14 protein-coding genes are annotated in these 21,396 nt (G+C 51.4%); 9 read left to right on the top strand and 5 right to left on the bottom strand.

What is annotated here, in order from left to right; genetic code table 11:
- Positions 1 to 16: 16 nt before the first annotated feature.
- The 4 genes from HPY30_13260 to apbC all read right to left on the bottom strand — a co-directional run bounded on the left by HPY30_13260 (position 17) and on the right by apbC (position 8,933).
- Positions 17 to 2,809: an EAL domain-containing protein gene (locus tag HPY30_13260; protein ID QYZ66871.1), complete on the bottom strand. Its 2,793-nt coding sequence runs from the start codon at positions 2,807 to 2,809 to the stop codon at positions 17 to 19.
- 302 nt (positions 2,810 to 3,111) lie between these two features.
- Positions 3,112 to 6,477 (bottom strand): mechanosensitive ion channel, encoded by a 3,366-nt coding sequence (locus HPY30_13255; GenBank protein QYZ66870.1) that lies wholly within the window; start codon positions 6,475 to 6,477, stop codon positions 3,112 to 3,114.
- A gap of 295 nt (positions 6,478 to 6,772) precedes the next feature.
- On the bottom strand, positions 6,773 to 7,213 hold the full coding sequence (locus HPY30_13250; GenBank protein ID QYZ66869.1) for a hypothetical protein: 441 nt from the start codon (positions 7,211 to 7,213) through the stop codon (positions 6,773 to 6,775).
- A gap of 628 nt (positions 7,214 to 7,841) precedes the next feature.
- Positions 7,842 to 8,933 carry an iron-sulfur cluster carrier protein ApbC gene (gene apbC / locus HPY30_13245; protein ID QYZ66868.1) on the bottom strand — a complete coding sequence of 364 codons (1,092 nt, stop codon included), beginning with the start codon at positions 8,931 to 8,933 and terminating at the stop codon, positions 7,842 to 7,844.
- 310 nt (positions 8,934 to 9,243) lie between these two features.
- On the opposite strand from apbC, the gene HPY30_13240 reads away from it, so the two are divergent.
- The 9 genes from HPY30_13240 to HPY30_13200 all read left to right on the top strand — a co-directional run bounded on the left by HPY30_13240 (position 9,244) and on the right by HPY30_13200 (position 20,162).
- The gene (locus HPY30_13240; GenBank protein ID QYZ66867.1) at positions 9,244 to 10,257 is read left to right on the top strand and encodes a fructose-bisphosphate aldolase class I; all 1,014 of its coding nucleotides are present in this window, start codon (positions 9,244 to 9,246) and stop codon (positions 10,255 to 10,257) included.
- 266 nt (positions 10,258 to 10,523) lie between these two features.
- Positions 10,524 to 11,990: a diguanylate cyclase gene (locus HPY30_13235; protein ID QYZ66866.1), complete on the top strand. Its 1,467-nt coding sequence runs from the start codon at positions 10,524 to 10,526 to the stop codon at positions 11,988 to 11,990.
- On the top strand, positions 11,987 to 13,678 hold the full coding sequence (locus HPY30_13230) for a DUF3365 domain-containing protein (protein ID QYZ66865.1): 1,692 nt from the start codon (positions 11,987 to 11,989) through the stop codon (positions 13,676 to 13,678). The genes HPY30_13235 and HPY30_13230 overlap by 4 nt, the downstream gene beginning before the upstream one ends.
- The gene (locus HPY30_13225) at positions 13,642 to 13,866 is read left to right on the top strand and encodes a HAMP domain-containing histidine kinase (GenBank protein ID QYZ66864.1); all 225 of its coding nucleotides are present in this window, start codon (positions 13,642 to 13,644) and stop codon (positions 13,864 to 13,866) included. The genes HPY30_13230 and HPY30_13225 overlap by 37 nt, the downstream gene beginning before the upstream one ends.
- An 11-nt stretch (positions 13,867 to 13,877) precedes the next feature.
- Positions 13,878 to 15,467, top strand: a complete 1,590-nt coding sequence (locus tag HPY30_13220; protein ID QYZ66863.1) for a DUF3369 domain-containing protein — start codon at positions 13,878 to 13,880, stop codon at positions 15,465 to 15,467.
- 172 nt (positions 15,468 to 15,639) lie between these two features.
- A complete protein-coding gene (locus HPY30_13215) occupies positions 15,640 to 15,960 on the top strand; it encodes a DUF4389 domain-containing protein (protein QYZ66862.1) in 321 nt (106 codons plus the stop codon).
- Positions 15,961 to 16,021: 61 nt separating this feature from the next.
- A complete protein-coding gene (locus HPY30_13210) occupies positions 16,022 to 17,032 on the top strand; it encodes a DUF2333 family protein (protein QYZ68039.1) in 1,011 nt (336 codons plus the stop codon).
- 251 nt (positions 17,033 to 17,283) lie between these two features.
- Positions 17,284 to 18,435, top strand: coding sequence for a response regulator (locus tag HPY30_13205; protein ID QYZ66861.1), 1,152 nt, complete (start codon positions 17,284 to 17,286; stop codon positions 18,433 to 18,435).
- Complete coding sequence (locus tag HPY30_13200) at positions 18,432 to 20,162, top strand: EAL domain-containing protein (protein ID QYZ66860.1); 1,731 nt, start codon at positions 18,432 to 18,434, stop codon at positions 20,160 to 20,162. The genes HPY30_13205 and HPY30_13200 overlap by 4 nt, the downstream gene beginning before the upstream one ends.
- Before the next feature lie 48 nt (positions 20,163 to 20,210).
- Here HPY30_13200 and HPY30_13195 read toward each other — a convergent pair whose 3' ends face one another.
- Entirely contained in the window at positions 20,211 to 21,395 is a 1,185-nt protein-coding gene (locus tag HPY30_13195; protein ID QYZ66859.1) for an HDOD domain-containing protein, read from the bottom strand.
- Between the last annotated feature and the right edge of the window lies 1 nt (position 21,396).

Below are 21,396 nucleotides of genomic sequence, written 5' to 3'. Positions count from 1 at the left end.
TTGGGGAGGGAAAGTATCACTCTCCGGACTCTTTCTTCTCCAGATATGCGACGTTGTCCGGCACCGGCTCTTCAGTCTGCCTATCTTCCTCCTGTTTGAAACGGCGGGCCACCCCCTCCTCCTCGCGCAACATTTCCAGCAACTCAGCGCCCGGCATGGGCGGGTAGAGCAGATACCCCTGCACCATGTGACACCCTCGCTGCTGCAGGAATGTCAGCTGCTCGAAGGTTTCCACCCCCTCGGCGATGACGATAAGTTGCAGGCTGTGCCCCATGGCGATAATGGTTTCAACGATGCTCTCATCATTGCGGTCGCGCCCCAGATCCTGCACGAAGCTGCGATCGATCTTGAGACTGTTGACCGGCATCTCCCGCAGCCGGGAGAGAGATGAGTGGCCAGTGCCAAAATCATCGATGGCGATCTCAATCCCCATTGCAGACAACTCAGCCAATTGACCCGAGGATTCTCCATGACTGTCCATCACCGTGGATTCAGTAATCTCCAGCACCAGGCGATCCGCCGGAAAATCACAGGCCTGTAACTCCGTACGCACCATCTGCACCAGTTCACGATGCCTGAATTGCCCCAGGGAGAGATTCACCGCCAGCTGAGGGCCGGAACCCTCTGAACTCAGCCACTCTTTTGCCTGTCGCAGTGCGGTTTTCAGCGCCCATGCGCCAAGGGGAATCACCAGCCCGGTCTCCTCTGCCAAAGAGACAAACTCATCTGGCGGGATCTCACCCGAGGCCAGATGCGGCCAACGCAACAACGCCTCCGCCACCTCAACGGAACGATTCGCCAGATCGATGCAGGGCTGGTAGTGCAGTGTCAGTTCATCCTGCTCCAGCGCCTTGCGCAGATCCCGCTCCATACGAAGACGCCGGTCCACCTCCGCATTCATGTGAGGTTCGTAGAATGCGACACGTCCACGCCCCTCCCCTTTGGCATGGTACATGGCAATATCGACATTGCTCATGAGCTGAACCGGATCGGTGCCGTCCTGCGGATACGCAGCCACGCCCACGCTCGCGGAGACATAGACTTCATAACCCTCCAGGTCGAATGGCTGATTCAGCTTATCGATAATCTTCCCTGCCACCTGGCTACCAAGGTTCATCACTTCAGCCCGGGAGGTCACTCCTTCCAGCAGTACAGTGAATTCGTCCCCACTCATTCGCGCAACCGTGTCCTCTTCGCGCAGACAGTCACGCAACCGCTCTCCCACTTGTTGCAGCAGCAGGTCACCCATCGCATGGCCGAGAGAATCATTCACCGGTTTGAAACGATCGAGATCGAGATAGAGCACCACCAGCTGCCGGTCCTTGCGCCCGGCGTTCTCCAGGGCCTTGTCGAGACGCTCATAGAACAGTACACGATTGGGCAGACTGGTCAGCACATCGTAATGGGCGAGGTGGTAGATGCGCTCATCAAACAGTTTCTTATCACTGACATCGTTACCGATGGAGAGGATCTCCACCACCCTCCCCTGATTATTGCGGACCGCCCGATTCGCCCAGGAGACCCAAACCCTGCGTCCATCCTTGCAGACATTCTCATTAATATTGCTGATATAGAAATCAGGATGCAGTGCGATATCCCGGATCAGGTCGGACAGATCCCGTCCTGACCCCGTCTCGGTATCAGGCACAATGCAATCCATTAAATGCCGGCCCACTACCTCCTGTTCGGAATAGCCGAAGAAACGCAGGGCATACTGATTGAAAAAGGTGATTTTCCCTTGGATATTCCAACGCAGAATGATGCTGTTGGCCGATTCAACCAGTTCTCGATAGTTCTCCTCACTGCGGCGCAACTCTTCGGTACGTTCCAGGAAACGCCACTCGAGTTTTTCATTGAGTTTTTCCAGTGCCTGTTGTGAAACCGTAAGTTGAGTACGGGTTCGTCGAGACTGATTTGTGAGAATCAACATCAACACAACACTAATCAGCAACCCGGCAGCCGCCACAATCCAGGCTTGTCTCCTTGCCTGCTCGAACAAGGTGGTCACGTCGACGAAGAGGATGATCTCGCCGATCTGCTGCTCCAGATTATCTCGCAGAGAGAGCCGCCTCAGATGATGGTTTCTGCCGGACCAGACGATATGCTCCGCATCGCTTCCCCAACCGGCAACCCGTTCCAGACTGGGGATCAGGGTCCCGGCAGCAGCCGAATTAAAGGAGAGGATTTGAGGTACTTCAAAAAACCGCTCATCCGGGTTTGAGATGACCACATCTGCGACCATCCCGCCATCCCGATTGATACCAACCAACAACGTTTCCTGAAACGTCTTTCCGATGTTGATCAGAACAGGCTCGATATTCGCGGTCAACAAGATTCCGCCAACAACCTGCCCCGCTTTACGCCTCACCCCGGCAACCCCCATCGACAGACTGCCTCGCGCCCCTGTGGTCAGTCCATACACAGGAAACTCACTGGCCAGGGCGTTATGCAGTAGCAGCTTGAAGGATTCACTTTGCGCCGGACGGGGCTGCTGCTCAGGAAACAACAGTGTGCCGGATGCATCAAAATACCAGGCCTGAAAATCCTCTTTCTCTTTTTGTGTTTCAATTGGGAATTTCAACGCTGCTGGAGTGCGGCTCAACGCTTCCCATCTGTGAAGCATGGCCAGACGGAGCTCAGATAGCCGTGAGTCATAGAGCTGTTGAAACAGCGCTGTCTGCCCATTGACATGGATAGACAAACCGTTCTGGAGGTGGAAATAGACGACCCCTATGGCCACCGCACCAAGCAGGAATACGGCCAGTATCGGCGGGGATAAAATACGCCAGTAGAATCCATTATTGTTCATTATTTGCAAGTCCCTAAATCCCATCCCTGGTGACTCTACGAGCCCGCCAAGCACTAATCCATCATGATCGATATACCACCATCAGACAAACAGATACGTTCCCGAGTTGAAAGAACGACTAATTTTCCTTGCTATTGGCTAGGGAGCCTCTGATCGATTGTCATTTCCATCCTTAGGTTCGTAAACGCTACATCCGTGTAGCACTACTCGAACGTAGTGAGAAATCTCATACCTCGAAATCTACTATGTACGCTGTAGTTTGAGATCTCTCCCTACGGTCGAGATGACAATAACCCAATCGATCAGAGGCTCCCTAGAGACTGAATGTTCTCATCGACACTACGCAAGTGTAGGTCACGCTGAGGAAAAGGGATCTCCACGCCATTTTCACGCAACGTTTTTTCCAGCGCCATGTGGAGATCATGGGTCAACAGACGGCGCTGGATTCGTTCCTTGACATGCACTGCCACCTGGAAGTCTAGGGAGCTGTCGCCGAAGCCCGTAAAAAAGACCGTCGGCTTGGGTTCATCCAGCACTAACGAATGTTCGGCTACCGTCTTGAGCATAATGCGATGGGCCAATTCAGTATCGGATCCATAGGCAATGCCCACCATAAAGGTAACACGGGTGACCTGATCGCTAAGGGTCCAGTTCACCAACGGCTCGATGATGAGATTCTGATTGGGGATGATCAACTCCTTGTTATCGAAATCCGTAATGGTCGTTGCTCGCATCCGTATCCGCTTCACCACACCACTGATTTCGCCGAGAGTAACAGTATCGCCAACCCGAACCGGCCGTTCAAACAGGACGACTATTCCAGATATGAAGTTGGCGAAGATCTCCTTCAGGCCAAACCCCAAGCCGACACCGACTGCCGCAACCAGCCACTGCACCTCACCCCAGCCAACGCCAACCAGGTTGATCGACATGACGATACCGACTGCCAGTATGAGGTAACGAATCAGACCGGAAACTGCGTAGCGATTGCCCTGCTCCACATGGAGAGGCTGCAGTAGCGCAATCTCCAGCAAGCCTGGCAGATTTCGCTCGGCAATGAAGGTCAACAACAGAACCAGAACAGCCAGTCCAACGTCCGCGAGAGTAATCGGTAAAAGTTGGCCACCCGCTTCAGCGGTTGTCATATGCTCCCAAATGGTAACGCTATCCAACACCCCTAGGGCCGGAGTGATCGCAGACCAGTATGTCCAGAGAATCAAACCCACCAAAACAGTAAGCGACAACCGCAACAGGCGACGGGTCTGGTCATTGATGGTGGCAAGGCCGATCTCAGGGATCTCGATCGCCTCGGGTGTAATCTCTCCTGTCTGCTCCACCAACCCCCTGCTGGCCCGTGAATCAATATCTGCCTGACGTTTGGCCAGTGCCCTGGCGAGAGCAAGACGCCGCTGCGCCACCAACAACCAGCGTACAGCAAGATAATAGATCAACAGTGCTACCAGAAGGATAATGAGAGAGCTGAATATCAGTCCGGCAACCCGCAGACTGGTGTAGTGATAACCTTGTGCTGCCAACATAACCAAGGCAAAGGGAATCAACAACAGTAGCGGATACCAGATATATCGACTGCGCCAGACGAGGCTCGTGGTACGGCGCTCAACGTTACTCTCTTTTAACCGAAGCACCCGCCAGATAAAGAGCAATAGAGCCAGCATCGCGACGCTGAACACCAGCCTGCCGATGGTATCCCGATAGAGGCCTGCATTGGATGATTCCGTCATCGCGACCAAAAATGCGACCCATACCATGATCGGGATCAACCAGGTAAGATTGCCGGATACACGCCGACGGGTTCTCGCTTTCCAGCGAAAATGGATCTCTGCCAGACCGTTGGAGACATAGAGTGCCTGCAGAAAGAGGAAGGCTGCCAGGATAAAGGCACTGCGCCTGAAGCCAAATCCTGCCGCCTCGACAAAGGCATCTGCCCGTACATGGCCCAGCAACCAACCTGCATAGGCCATCAGCACCGGCCAGGGCATGGCCAGCAGCAACGTGATAACCAATACGACCAGTGTGTAACTGAATCGATCCTGTTTGACCAGCCCTACCTTGGCGGCAATATCCCCCAAACGTTTTTTAAATCGGCGCCTGCCCACCAGCAACGCTGATGACAAGAGCAGCACAATCAGGGTGAATGGCGCAGACTGTATGGCAGTTTTTACCAAAGCCTGCAAGACGGAAAACCAATTTGCAGGGGAGAACAGAACCAACAATGGTTTGCCGAAAGCCCCGATCCACTGGAGACCCACCGGTTCCGCATTTGCGATCCACAATAGATTCTCATCCAGAAGCTCGTCGTACTTGTCTACACGATCGATAAGGCTCTGCTGCTCCTGGATCGACTCCCCCAACAACTGTATTTTGAGTGTATAGGCATCATCGAGTTTGTTGAGAAGTGCCTTCCGGTCTTCCATCAGCCGATGCAGCTCTCCGGTCAGCTGTTCCAGTTGGCTGGGGGATAGTGTTGCGGTCTCCTTCTTTTCGCTGGCGAGCAGCATCGCCACCACCTGTGCGATATCCTGCAGCTCGCTCAGCGACTCCTGAAGCCGGAATTGGGCCAATCGCGATTCATCCAGTTCACGCTGTTTCAGCGAGCGTTTTTTCTCATACGCTGCAACCTTGGGCAATTTGATCTGTTGGTTGCGAAGAAAATCCCCCAACTGTTGATCCAGCCGGGTGATTTCCAATTGTTGCAGGGAGCGTTGGTAGTTACGATCAATCTGCTGATATTGTGTCCGAATCGATTTCAGCTGTGCGGTCTCTTCCTCATTGGTCCGGCTCAACTCACTAAGCAAGCGACTCAACTCAGAATTCATCTCCGCCGCAGCAGTGATGAGGATATGCTTACCAACCGCCTCCTGCCTCGCCTGGGCAGCTTCCGCTTCCGCCGCCTTTGCCTCACTGGCATGTCGCCGATTGATCTCGTCTCTCCCTTCCTGCTCATATCGTTTGGTCATGACAAGCCGTTTTTCCAGCAACTGGCGTTTGGCCTGAAGCAGCTGCAAACGGAGGTCGTGACTCAAACGCTCATTGTTGAGCATCTCTATTTCTGCCAACAGCGCCATACGCACAGCTTGGGCGGTAACCTGCATGGCCTCGGTTGCTTCTTGGCTCTTATCTGCCGGCGGTGTCTTTCGCAGGGTCTCATCCACCTCTTCCAGGCGGGCATTGGCCAGAGAGAGCATCTGGCGATTTGATTCGGGACGGGCCAGCAATGTGCTGATGGATTGGACAAGTTCCGCCAATCTCCCGCCAAGACTGACGATTGCGGCACTCTCCTCCCTCACCCGGGCCTCCAACACAGTGTCCGGCAGCCCACCAAGCAACGACGCCGTCTCTTCCGTGGATTGGCTCACCAGCCCCTTGGTCTCGGCATGCAGCCGTTTGAGCTCTGCCGGCGTATCCACCTCCGCCTGCTTGAAGAGTGCTGTCTTATCAGCATACGCCTTCGCCGACTTCAACGAAGCAGCCGCCTCCCGATAGAGATTCAGCTCCATCTGGACCGCCTCATCCCTTGGCTCTTCCAACTTTTCCAGAAGGGATATCCTCTCCTCAATCTTTGCCGCCTCCAGCGCCTGCACCGGCGCGGGATCCAACAGAGATCCAAGGATCAGCAGGAACAAAAGCATTGGAAGGAAGCGGTGCATCCCATACCCCAGCAATAGCAATGAGAAATGACTCAGGCAATCAGAGTCTGATGACTTACTCTACAGAAAAGCTTGGCGTTCCACCGCCCCGCTTGGCGCCCATTGTGGTTTAGTTTACCAGTAGTGCATTCCAGCGAAACCAACCCTTGTCCACTATCGACCCTAATGTTACCAAAAGGTTAGTCGATCCTGGAAAATCGGGTCGCATAAAAAAACCCCTGAATGCCCTGAAACCAAGGACATTGCAGGGGGTTTGTGAGAGATTCTGGGGCGCTAGTTGGTCTGAACCAGTAACTCAGATTTCACTGACCGGAGCACCCTGCACCTGTTTTTCATTATCATATCTATCCTTGCTGTCGACCATCCTCTTGGAATCTTCCCACACTTCCTTACCCATCTTCTTGGTAGCATGCCAGGCTACACCCGACTTCTGCTTGGTCGCCTTCCAGGCTTTTCCAGAGGTCTCCTTGGTGGCATCCCAAGCTTCGCCTGATGTCTCTTTAGTCGCCATCCAGACATTTCCTGAGACCTCCTTGGTGACATCCCAAACTTCGTTTGATGTCTCTTTAGTCGCCTGCCAGGCATTTCCAGAGGCCTTTTTAGTGGCATCCCAGGCCTCTGAGCTAAACTGCTTGCTCTTCTCCCAGGCACTGGGATCATGCCCTTCGGCTTGGACGACAACCGCACAAAATGCAAGCAGACTGGCGCACACGATCCTCCAAATTTGATATTTCATTCTACTTCTCCTTCGAGGTATTTGGTGTGGACGGAATCAGATGGCATCAGCAACGACCTTTTTTCCTTTGACCAGGCGGGCAATGGTAGCCGCGAGGATCTCCTCCTCGAGGTGGGTTGCTTTCATAACGTACTTGTGGCGACGGGGGAGGAGAGTAGCGTGGATCTTTATCTGTATTAATCGCAGTCCCTACAGCGGCTCCCAGAGCACCTCCAAGAATGGCACCATCACGGCCACCGATCTCATTACCGATTGCCGCGCCTGTTGCACCACCTATGGCACCACCAATCGCCGCCTCTAGGGTCGAACTGTCCGCGTTCACCTCGATGGCAAGAAATGCAGTGATAAAAAACAAGTGTCTAAGCTTCATGTTCATATGATCCTAATCCAGAAAAACCGAATGCTCTTGTATTATCAGTACTAATCTGAGGTATTTTAGGAATCTGATCACAATCTGATTGGGAGACTGTTGGTAAATGAGAACATGTCGTACTCGTGGGCGTCGGCAGGAAAGGGGGGCAATTCCAGAGTTAATAATTACTCACTCAGTCTGAATCAGTTAGCTTGCCGCACAAAAAAGCCCGCATTACGCGGGCTTAGGTGATACCTGGGTATCGACTGATATTGATCAGTTATTCTGGATCACTATATTCGGAAACTTCGCCGCGTAATCCTTAGCCTGCAGCGAGAGTTTGGCGGCCGTCTTACGGGCAATCTCACGGTAGATCATGGAGATGCGTGCATCGGGCTCGGCTACCACGGTCGGCTTGCCGCCATCGGTCTCTTCGCGGATACGGATATCGAGAGGCAGTGAACCCAGCAGGTCGACATTGTACTGTTTCGCCATGGAGGAACCGCCACCTTCTCCAAATATATGCTCTTCGTGGCCGCAGTTTGAACAGATGTGAGTGCTCATGTTCTCCACGATACCCAACACCGGTACCTCTACCTTCTCGAACATCTTCAGACCCTTGCGGGCATCGAGCAGGGCGATATCCTGGGGGGTGGTAACAATTACCGCACCGGAGACCGGCACCTTCTGTGCCAGGGTGAGCTGAGTGTCACCCGTGCCCGGAGGCAGATCGACCACCAGATAATCAAGCTCTGACCAGTTGGTGTCATTGAGCAGCTGTTCCAATGCCTGGGTAACCATAGGACCACGCCAGATCATGGGAGTCTCTTCGTCGATCAGAAAACCGATAGACATTGCCTGGAGACCATATCCCTCCATGGGCTCCAGGGACTTGCCGTCCTTGGACTCCGGCTTGCCATCGATACCCAGCATACGCGGCTGTGACGGACCGTAGATATCAGCGTCAAGTATGCCGACGGTAGCACCCTCTTCGGCCAACGCCAGCGCCAGATTGACAGAGGTGGTGGACTTGCCCACGCCGCCCTTGCCAGAGGCAACGGCAATGATATTTTTGATATTATCGATCGGCTTGAGGGCCTTCTGTACAGAGTGGGCAGAGATTTTCCAGCCAGCGTCCACCTCGACGGCAACCACACCGTCCACTCCTTCTACCTGAGTCTTCACTGCAGCCGCAATATCATCCACACAACCCTTGGCGGGAAAACCGACCTCGACCGTCACCTTGACCTTGTCGCCATCAATATCAATGCCTTTAATGGCATTCGCGCTTACCAGGTCCTTCTCCAGATGAGGCTCGACGTAGCCTTTTATCGCCTCGTTGATCTGATCTTGTGTTACTTCAGACATCGCTGATTTCTCCTGCCGCCAGGCCACCAACGGCGCCTGAACTATTCACATAAAATTATGGCGGGCAATTCTACACCAAAATCACGAGAATATACCAAGTATTTTGCTGGGTTTTTGGCCTCCGCCCTCTCTCACGCTGTGAAAAGGCGATCTGGTCGGCCTGGAGTCAAATTTTAGAGTGCGCGCATTCCATACCGCTGAGTGAGACAGAAAACGCATCACCTATCGCTTCTCTACCACTCTGCCCTCAAGTAGTGACTATATTTCAGAATGATAGTTTTCATTTTCCCGGCAGGGAAGGAGCACAGCGATGAGTACGCAATCAGAACTCCAACAGACCATCGAGGACATGGTGGACGACCATCGGGGCATTCTAGCCGCAGATGAGAGCCACCCCACCATTGCCAAGCGCTTCAAGGCCATCGCTGTGGAATCCACTGAGGAGAGTCGACGTGTCTGGCGCACCCTGCTGTTGACCACTCCCGGATTGGGCGACTACATCTCCGGCACCATCCTGTTTGAAGAGACCCTGGGACAGCAGGGGGAGGAAGGCGCTCTTTTGCCGCAAGTGGCCTGGAAGCAGAAGATCGTCCCGGGCATCAAAGTGGACAAGGGTACAGCGCCACTCTCCAGGGCTCCGGGTGACCTGATCACTAAAGGTCTGGATGGACTGGGTGAACGGCTACAAGGCTACAAGGCGCAGGGCGCTCGTTTCGCCAAGTGGCGAGAGGTCTATCCCATCACCCGCTACAACCCCACACCGCTTGGCCGGCAGACAAATGCCGAGGTGTTGGCGCGCTACGCGGCAGTCTGCCAGGAACTGGGAGTGGTTCCCATCGTGGAGCCGGAGGTGCTGATGGAGGGTGAACACGACATCAGCCGCTGTGCTGAAGTCACCGAGCAGGTGCTGCATGCTGTCTTCCACGCCCTGCACCAACATCACATCTCTCTCGAACATATGATCCTCAAACCCAATATGGTGCTGCCGGGTAAGGCATGTCGACGAGCAGATCCGGATGAGGTGGCTGCAGCGACATTGAGGGTGCTGCGCCGGGCAGTGCCTGCCGCCGTCCCGAGCATTAACTTCCTGTCCGGCGGCCAGGACGATGAGGAGGCCACTGCCAATCTGAACTCCATCAACCAGCTGGGTGGGAATGCGCCCTGGCAGTTGAGCATCTCCTACGGCAGAGCTCTGCAACAGCCTGCTTTGCGCGCATGGATAGGCAAGACAGAAAATAGCGCCGCTGCCCAACAGGCCCTGTTAAAGCGGGCCAGACTCAACAGTCTTGCAAGAAAAGGTGAGTATGAACCTTCCATGGAGTAGCGTTTGACCCGACTGGTTAGGTGCCTATTGTACCCGGCCACCACTCGTCCCTGCCGCTTCGCCACGCCATGGCCCACTAGGGCCTGATAACACTATGCGATGGACGTGCAGGTACAGAAGCGATTGTTCACCCATATTCTAAAGAATCTATAAAAGCAGCCGCCTTTTATGGTTACTACCCATTCCTGAGTTGGAGCAGGGTGATTTTGCAGTCCGATTGGTAACTCTCTGGGGCTTCCTAGACAAGATACCGGGCAGCGCATGAAATGATGGCGATAGATTACATGGCGAACGCCGATAGCGGGTTTTCCTTTGCGGAAGAAACTGAGGATTCGAAGCATCTGGGTCCAGATGACACTCATCCGTGGAAAATATTGGTGGTGGATGACGAGGAGGATATCCACCAGGTAACACGTATGGTGCTTGGTGATTATCAGTACCTGGGACGCCCAGCCTTCATCATTGACGCCTACTCTTCCGAGCAGGCCATTGAGGTGATGCGGGAGCACCCTGATGTCGCCTTGATTCTTCTTGATGTCATCATGGAATCGGATACTGCAGGACTGGAACTGGTAGAGGTGGTTCGAAACAAGTTGGGGAACAGCGATGTGCGAATCTTCATCAGGACTGGACAGCCGGGGATGTTCAATCAGTATCAGATTGCCGCTCAGTACAATATCAATGATTTTAAAGACAAAGCGAACCTGACGGTTGAAAAGCTCTTTGCCTCTATCACTACGCTACTGCGTGAATATTACGGCCTGCAGGAGATGCGGCAACAGCAAAAAAATCTGCAAAACAATATCGATCAACTCAAAGCATTGGCGAATTTATTCCAGGAGACATCGTTGGCAACACTGGTCCTTGATGATCAGTACAGAATCAAGACGGTAAATCCTGCATTTGAAAAAGTGACCGGTTTTTCTGCTGAGTATGCAATTGGCAGGCGAGCTGACTTCCTCAAGTCGAACCGTAACGACCAGACCATTCTGAATGCAGCCTGGGAGAATCTGCTCGACAGTGGTTCGTGGGAAGGGGAGTTGTGGTGCGCAACGAAATCTCTCAACGACATCAATATCCGGCTCTCCGCTTCCGTAGTAAAAATAACAGATCACCACCATCGCGAAATTGCGATGCAGTTTTCAGATATCACCGACATCAAGGAACAGGAAAGACAGCTGTTGGAGCGGGCAACCCGTGATCCATTGACGTCATTGCCCAACAGAAATCTTTTTCTTGACCGTCTTGAGAATGCCATATCACTCTCTGAACGGGGTGGTCAGAGTGTTGCACTGCTATTTATCGACCTGGATTACTTCAAGAGTGTGAATGACAAGTTGGGGCACAAATATGGCGATCAACTGCTGATTGAAGTGGCGCATCGTTTGAAAAAGTGTCTTCGCCGATCAGATACTGTAGCCAGGGTAGGTGGCGACGAATTCACGGCTATTGCCACAAACACCAGTAACTTCGACCACATCGAAATAGTTGCGAAAAAAATTAATGTCGCAATAGCCAAACCCTTTGTTCTGGACGGGAAGGAAGTATACATCGCATGCAGCATCGGGATAAGCCGATATCCGGATGATGCTCAGGATATTGAATACCTCCTGCATACGGCAGACCTTGCTATGTATCATGCCAAACAGAAAGGAAGAAACACCTCTAGCTTTTTTCTCCCTGAAATGGATGGAGATACCGCCGATGAATCCTGCAAGGATGCTGATTCATGAATATTCTCGCATACAGGCGATTCTACTGGTTGTTCCCGCTACTGCTCTGGGGAAGCCTTTCCATACTGTCTGCTCTGTGGAATCTCTCCGGACTTGATGGCATGGCCGAAAGACTCGCTTATGAGAGAGCACAAAGCATGTTCAGACTGGTGCAGATGACACGGCTCTGGAATGCAAAACACGGAGGTGTTTATGTGCCAGTCAGTGAATCAACACCTTCAAATCCCTATCTGGAAGTACCGGACCGGGACGTGGAGACGTTGGGCGGTGTCAATCTGACCAAACTGAATCCAGCTTATATGACACGTCAGATAGCTGATGTGGCCAGAGAAAATAGCGGAATTCTTCTTCACATCACATCGCTCAACCCAATCAATCCAAATAATGTACCGGATGCGTGGGAGTCACAAGCACTTAATCTGTTTGAAAAGGATGTTCCGGAGATTCTGGAATATATCAGGCAAGATAGCAGCCAAGTCTACCGCTACATGGGACCACTGTTTACCAAAAAAGCCTGCATGAAGTGCCATGAGAAACAGGGGTATGAGGTGGGTGATGTGCGTGGAGGTATCAGTGTGACCCTGCCTGCCGAGCCTATTCTCTCGGCCCAGTCCACGGCGAGGTCTCAGGTTATTCAAATCCATCTGTCGGCATTCATTCTATTGACATGGACCACGCTGTTTCTGCTTTCCAAACTGCGCCAACAATGGCAACTGGTGAACGATACCAAGGAGGTGCTGGCAGAACGTGAGTATTTCCTGAGAAGTGTCACCAATGCAGTGGGAGAAGGCGTTGTCAGCATGGATCGACAGGGTACGGTGACTTTTGCCAACCCTGAGGCACTACGCATCCTGGGTTGGCGTGACTGGAGGTTGAGTGATGATGCGTCAGATGAAGCGTTGAAAGTGTTTAGTTTCAAGGCCTCGACAGAGTCTGTCACCCAGGCTGCTCTTACTGTGGAGACGCAGAAAGGAGAAATCGTACGTGTGAATGAGGCAGTGTTTAAACATCAGGAGGGCCATTCGATACCTGTCTCCTATGCATCTTCACCCATTTTTGAAGGGTCGGAATTCTCCGGGACAGTAATTCTGTTTCAGGATATTACCCTGCGCAAGGAGATGGAGAAGACTCTGGTGAGATCAGAAACCATGTCAGCTCTGGGTGGCATGGTTGCAGGTGTTGCACACGAGGTTAACACACCGATTGGCGTCTCTGTCACTTCAGCCTCCTATCTGCAAAATCAGACGAAAAATCTTGAGCAGACTGTAACAGATAACAAACTTTCACGTTCAGCTCTGGATAAATATCTTGATCTCTGCAAAGAGTCGACTGCCATCATCCTCTCGAATTTGCAACGTGCAGAGCGGATGATCAAGAGCTTCAAGCAGATTGCCGCCGATCAGGCCAGTGAACAGAAAAGCCGTTTTTGTCTGAAGACCTACATAGATGATGTCATTCGCACACTCAAGCCTGAACTGAAAAAAACCCAATTGAACATAGAGATTATATGCCCTGAAGATATCGAACTGGAGAGCTATCCGGGGGCACTTTCACAGGTTATTACCAATTTGATCATGAATTCTGTGGTGCATGGTTTTTCCCAAAATGGTGCAGGTAATTTACGCTTTGAAGTGATGATGAAGATAAGGTTGTGCAGATTATCTACAGGGATAATGGAAAGGGTATAGCCCAAGAGCACCTGAAAGATGTTTTTGCACCATTTTTCACGACTCGCCGGGGTAAAGGAAGTAGTGGTCTCGGACTGCATATCAGTCACAATCTGATCTACACGGTTCTCAAGGGTACGATCAGCGTTACAAGTAAACTGAATGAGGGTGTCCAGTTTGTTCTGGATATCCCCAAATCTCCTGAATGAGTGTTGAAATTATGATGAACATAGAAACCGGCAGTCAATCAGATGAACTCATGTTTGTTGACGAAGATGTCGCCAAACCTTCTTCCATCGGTAAGGCACTGGATCCCTGGAAGTTACTGATTGTTGATGATGAATCCGATATCCACCGGGTGACCTGTATGGTATTGGGGGACTTTAGTTTTATGGGGCGTAGCCTGGAGTTCCACCACGCCTATTCGGATGTTGAAGCAAGGCTGATGCTGGAACAGCATCCTGATATCTCTCTCATTCTACTTGACGTTGTCATGGAGCAGGATGACTCGGGTCTGAAACTGGTTGAGCATATTCGTAATGTGCTGAAAAATCGTTTTGTACGCATTATTCTGCGTACCGGCCAGCCAGGTTTAGTCCCTCTCAAGAAGGTCATTGTGGACTATGACATCAATGACTATAAGGAGAAATCAGAGCTTACCGATCAGAAACTTTACGCCACCCTGGTCGCCTCATTGCGGGAATACGATCATCTCGTCACGATCGAAGAGAATCGAAAAAAGATAGAACTTAATAAGATGGGACTGGAAAAGATCATCCAGGCCTCAAACTCTATCTTCGAGCTTTCATCTCTGCGTAATTTTGCACAGGGTGTTCTGTTGCAGTTTGAAAGCCTGTCTGGGGTGGATGTCCACTCCATCTATACCAAGGTTGATGGTTTTTCAGCGATACAAGAACGTAGTGATTTCAAAATTCTCGCAGGCACTGGCTACTATACAGATCATCTTGAGGAACCGGTGGATGAAATTCTCAAAGAAGAAGACCTGAACCGGATCAGGGACGCGGTTGGCCAACAAACCAATCAGTACGGTTCCGATTATTTTGTCTGTCAGGTTCAAAATAGCGTCGGCCAGACCCACGTGCTCTATGTTCATGGTAACAATTTATCAGTAAAGGGAGTCGACCGTGAATTGATTGAGGTATTCAACACAAATATTTCTGTTGCCTTCGAAAATCTGCATCTCACTCAGGAGATTGAACACACCCAGCATGAGATTATCTATACACTTGGCGAGGTAACTGAGGCCAGATCCTACGAAACGGGTTTTCATGTAAAGCGTGTGGGTGAATTTTCACGAATCATGGCCCGGCGCTACGGACTGGATATAAAGCAGGCTAACCTGTTGAAGGTGGCCGCTGCTCTGCATGATGTGGGTAAGGTTGGTATTCCCGATGCGATATTGAATAAACCTGGCGCTCTGACAGAAACAGAGTTCGATGTAATGAAAGAACACGCAGTGCTTGGTCATAAAATCCTTGGCAAATCAAAACGTGAAATGCTCAAGACTGCATCAGTCATAGCGCATCAGCATCATGAGCATTTTGATGGCAGCGGCTATCCTCAGGGGTTGAAAGCCGATGAGATAGATATATTTGCCCGTATCGTTGCAGTTTCAGACGTTTTCGATGCGCTGAGCAGTGATCGTATCTATCGCCCAGCCTGGAATGATGAAAGGATTTATAGCTATTTCCGGGAGCATCGAGGCAGCAAGTTTGATCCCGATGTCATTGATACCTTTTTTGATGCGCTGCCAGAACTGTTGGAGATCCGCGCGCTCTTTTCTGATTGATTTGTCATTCTCGCCTGCTGATCTGAGCGTTTCCATTTGTGACGACTCTACCAGGAAACCCCCTTGCATATAATCTCAGCAGAGAAGCAGCATATTTCTTCACGTACATATTGATAAGTTAAGTGCCAGGCCCCATATCCAAAGTTCACAAGCAAAAAAATGGATGGATCAAATGCCACAATCTATCAATGAAGCTCTGAAAGATGAATCAACCTGGAAACGCATCATCAGCATGCTGGTATTGGGTTTTGCCTATGGCGTCGCGGAAACCGTGCTGATCGCCCTGGTGGTTGCTCAGGTACTGTTCCGGCTGATCAGCGGCAAGACCAATGAGCCAATGAGAGCAATGGGAAAAAAGGCGGCTGATTATATCTACCGCATCCTTATGTTTCTGACCTACAACAGTGATTACCGCCCCTTTCCCTTCAGCGCCTGGTCGGATAATGCAAACTCAAATGTGATCGTGCCGCCTGCCACGCATGGCGCGGATTGAGAGAGTGGACATATTTCAGCGAGTCGTTCGGCAATTGGCATCTTGGTTCCAAAACCTGGTGATGTTGTACCACCCCAGAACCTTGCGGGAAAAAGGTTGGGGTTGGGCCGCTACAGTCGGCTTGATGACACTACTGGTCATCATGGCCGGCCTTAGCGTTTATTGGAGTCAGGAACCCGGTCCATTGGATATTCAAAAGGTCACCCGTGCCCAGCTGTCCCCGAAACTGGAACCGGTTACAGGGAGCTATACCACAGCCACTCTGATCGGCGTGATAGAGGTCCTGCTGGACAAGCCAGGGGGCTATCTGAGTAACGATGTCATGCTCCCGTCAGTATGGATGGACAATATGCCAAACTGGGAGTTTGGTGCACTGGTCCAGGTTCGGGATCTGGCACGCTCACTGCGGAACGACATGAGCCGATCTCAATCCCAATCGGTTGAGAACGAGTACCTGGCTATCGCCGAACCTCAATTCAACTTCAACAACGACTCCTGGATTCTCCCTGCGACCGAAAATGAATACCGCAAGGGCATTAAGACCTTGCATCAGTATCTGAATGACCTTTCAATCAATGCAAACCAGGGCACTCAATTCTACGCCAGGGCCGACAACCTGAGAGACTGGCTTTCCATCGTCGAAAAGCGGCTCGGCAGCCTTTCGCAACGCCTCAGTGCCAGCGTGGGGCAGGAGCGGGTAAATACCGACCTCGCCGGTGAACCTGACGCCACCCAGTCGACCAATACCCCTGACCGGTTGTCGATCAAGACCCCCTGGCTGGAGGTCGACGATGTATTCTACGAGGCCCGTGGCTCGACCTGGGCGCTGGTGCAGATTCTGCACGCCATCGAACTCGATTTTCAGGCAATCCTGAAAAAGAAGAATGCCCTGATCAGTCTACGCCAGATCATCCGTGAACTGGAGGCTGCCCAGCAACCGATATTCAGCCCCATGGTTTTGAATGGTCGCGGCTTTGGCTTTGTCACCAACTATTCTCTGGTGATGAGTTCCTATATCTCACGGGCCAATGCCGCAGTGATCGACCTGCGGGATCTCCTGCAACAGGGCTGAAAAATTTGAATCAGGATCACTGCTGTCAGGTAACCTGCCCAATCAAATGCCCCCTTATTCCATAAGAGTTAGGCGGCATGCTTGCCCTTCGAAGCCTCAACAGGCACGTCCAAAATCTCATAAAAGCCATTTTGATGAATAGAAGGATGATATCCACCTCTTCCCTACTAAATATCAGCTGATACTACTCAATTTTTCCGTCAAATGGCCGATTACCTTCGTTGTAGAGTCACAAATCAGGCCTGTAACGGATGCCAACAATCAACGATAAAATCCTGCTCGTAGACGACGACAGAAATCTTCTGGATGCCTTCAAGCGGCAATTCAGGAAAAAACTCAATCTGGTAACAGCAACCAGTGGCGCCGACGGCATTCAAGCGGTGCGGGATGACGGCCCCTTTGCGGTAACCATCTCTGACATGCAGATGCCGAATATGGATGGTATTGAGTTTCTCAGCAGGGTTCGCCAGATAGCACCCAATACCGTCCGTATCATGCTGACAGGTAATGCAAACCTTGATGTTGCGATAGATGCCATCAACGAAGGCAACATCTTTCGCTTTCTCAACAAGCCTGTAGAAACAGAGACACTTTACAAGGCCATCACTGATGGTGTTCGCCAATATCGGTTGGTCACGGCGGAAAAGATACTCATCACAAAAACATTGAAAGGTGCGATTGATCTGCTCACAGACATCCTCAGCCTAGTCAATCCTGCCTCTTTCAGCCAAGCTTCTCGTATAAAACGCCATGTGCGCACCATGGTTAACCACCTCTCACTGGAAGACGACTGGAACTATGAGTTGGCGGCAATGCTGTCGCAACTCGGCTTCATCACCTTACCGCCAGAATTACTGGGGAAACTCAACACAGGCAAGGAGCTGTCTGATACAGAGCGCTCGATAGTGCAGGGTCATCCACAAATTGCCGGTCGTCTGTTGAAACACATTCCCCGGCTTGAAACCGTTGCTGCCATGGTGGAACACCAGGCTGACGAGGGGAGCACTGTGGCGTTCAAGGAGAAACTCAATCAGGGTGAAAAAGGGGTAATGGGCGGACAACTGCTCAAGGTTGCCATCGCTTTCGATAACCTGTTAAACCATGGGGAGGCTGAAAAAGAGGCATTGGCCTTACTGAAAGACCTGCCTCAGGTCTACGATCCTGCACTGGTGAAAGCGCTGGCCGCTGGTGATGATGAGAGCATGGCTGTCAAAGTTATGAAACTACCGATCAGCAGATTGACACCTGGAATGCTACTGGATCAAAACATTCTATCCCACGGTGGAACATTGCTGGTGGCGAAAGGCCAGGAGTTGAGTCAGGCAATTATTCTTAGACTACAGGCATCAGAAAATAATGAGATCATCATTGGTCCGATCCAGGTAGTGGTAACTTCAACATGAAAGATAAAGTTCTCATAGTGGATGACGATCCGCTCATCCTCAAAGGCTACCGCCGGAGTTTGCGCAATCAGTTTATCCTGGATACCGCCAGCAGCGCCCGGGAGGCACTTACACTGATAGCGGACGGAAGCCCCTATGCAGTGGTCGTTTCGGACATGCGCATGCCCGGGATGGACGGTATGGAACTACTGCAACAACTGCATGAAGCCAGTCCTGATACCGTGCGTGTCATGTTGACTGGAAACGCCGACCAGCAAACTGCAGTGGATGCTGTCAATAAAGGTAAAGTGTTTAGATTCCTGACCAAGCCCTGCGACTCAAGTGAGATGGCAGACGTCTTACAGAAAAGTATTGAGCGCTTTCAAATGCAGCTCATCATGAAAAACCAGGGGAAGAGGGATGCCGAACGGATACAGCTACTCACCAGAAAACTATCCTATCAGTCACGCCATGACATTCTCACCGGACTAGCCAACCGCGGCACCTTTGAGCTCAGAATGGAGTCGGCTTTGAGTGCAAGCTACCGGGAGGGCCGCGAACACGCACTCTGCTATCTTGATCTGGATCATTTCCATGTCATCAACGACACTTGTGGCAATATTGCTGGAGATGAACTACTGCGTGAGGTCAGCCTGATACTCTCCACTCAGCGACGCCGAGGCGACTTGGTGGCACGCCTTTCCGGCGACCATTTTGGCATCCTGCTTAGTGACTGCCCACTGAGCGAGGCACAGCGAATCATCGAGACTCTGCATGACAAAATCAGACTGTTTCGTTTTCAATGGGAGGAAAAACAGTTCAGCCCCAGTGTCAGCATAGGACTGGTACCAGTTACCAACAACAGCGAGGATGTCGCATCACTGTTTGGCGCTGCGGAAACTGCCTGTAATGTAGCCAAGGATCAGGGTCGCAACCAACTCCATGTCAGCAATAATAATGACCAGGAACTGACCTCAAGATTGGGTGAAATGCAGTGGGTATCGAGAATAAACGCAGCTCTGGAAGAGGATCGTTTCCAACTCTACTATCAGACAATAACCCCCATCGGCAACAACCGTGAATCCGGTGAGCACCATGAGCTGCTGATACGCCTCAAGGATGAAGAGGGCAATATCGTTCCCCCGGGAGAATTCCTGAGTGCAGCAGAAAACTTCCATCTTTCCAGCCGATTGGATCGGTGGGTCATCAGCACGGCGGTGAACTGGTACCTCAACCACCCTCAAAGCCTGGCACGTCTCACCCTCTGTTCCATCAATCTGTCGGGACACTCCCTGGGTAAACCCGGGATGCTCAATTTTATCATCGATCAGTTCAACAGATCCGGACTGCCTACAGAGAAGTTCTGTTTTGAAGTCACCGAAACAGCGGCTGTTAGTCAGTTGAGCAGCACCGTGGAGTTCATCAGAATCCTCAAACAGGCTGGTTTTTATTTTTCCCTCGACGATTTCGGTACCGGCTTCTCCTCATTTGCCTATCTGAAAAACCTGCCGGTGGATTACCTGAAGATAGACGGCACCTTCGTGAAACAGATCGATCAAAACTCCATAGATCGGGCCATGGTAAAATCTATCAACGAGATCGGCAAGACCATGGGGAAAAAAACCATTGCGGAATTTGTCGAGAATGAAGCTATCAAACAAGAACTGATAACCTTAGGTGTGGATTTCATACAGGGCTACCTTATTGACAAGCCCAAACCACTGGATGAGCTGGCACTTATCACCTAATCTGTTAGAAATTGAATCCATTCTCTCTCCCGCCACTGAGGGAGTAATCTACTCCAAGGCCAGTTGACGCCAAGCTTCGATTCGATCTTCCATTCCGAGTCTTTGCAGATAATCGTGGTCGAAATCATATCCACCCGATACATCATCATTGGCTAGCACATCGGCTATGTGTACTGCTGTAAGCGTGCTGAATTCAGCATCCTGCAGGGTACTGGGATCATGATGAAAGGCCACAGCCGACACTACTCCCTCTGGCAAACCCCAGAGCCCAAGCAGATAGGCACCGACACCACCATGCGTTGTACCCAAAGCCACCTCTTCTGCATGATGCAGTCCAGCCAGTCCTCCATCCTGACTGGCCATCTGTAACTGCTGCAGCATCTCCGGCAAGTTCAGTGCCAGTATTAGTTTTCCGATATCATGTAGAAAACCAGCAAGCATGCTGTCCTCAACCACACTCTTTTCCGCCTGCTCAGCCACGGCAATACGTTTGGCGATGGAGGCGACTTTGCTACTGTGTACCCAGAGTCGATCGACTGAAAAGCCCTGCGACTGGAGTTTACTCTGATCACACTGGGAGAAAATACCAATAGAGAGCACCAACCCCTTGATGATATCCATGCCAAGCAAAGAGGCTGCATCCACTGGGTTCGTGATGCGGCGACCCAGACCAAAAAAAGCGGAATTAACCAGTTGCAAAACCTTGCTTGTCATAGCGAGGTCTTTTGCTAACATCTCCCCCACTGCCCGTACAGTGACGTCACTATCCTTCAGCATGTCAACAAGCTTCAAATAAAGGGAGGGAAGGCTTGGCAAAGACTCCATGCCGGAAATAAGCGCCACCAGTTTATCGTCATGGATCAGCTCTCTGAGCGCAAATGCACGGATGATTGCGCTTTTAAGATGATCAATATCACAGGGTTTGTTCAGATATTGATGAGCCGGCAACACCGACTTCATCACCATCTCCTTGTCGGATTGTCCAGAAAGCACAATACGCACAATATCAGGTTGAAGATGTACCAGTTCTTCCAACAATTGCGCACCATCCATACCAGGCATGCGCATGTCGGTCACTATCGCATCAAAAGGGTTGCTCTCCGCCAACTCCAGGGCCTCCTTGCCACTGCCTGCAAAAGCCATCTCCCACTCCTTTCTCTGACCGCGCAATGCACGCCTCAAGCCATTGAGCAGATCACGCTCGTCGTCCACAAACAGAATCCTTTTTTTCATA

The organism is Gammaproteobacteria bacterium (ex Lamellibrachia satsuma), from assembly GCA_019623805.1.
In the GTDB taxonomy this organism is placed as follows: Bacteria; Pseudomonadota; Gammaproteobacteria; order Chromatiales; family Chromatiaceae; genus QGON01.
Note: the sequence above shows the minus strand (reverse complement) of the source record. Positions and strands in the feature narration are given on the sequence as shown.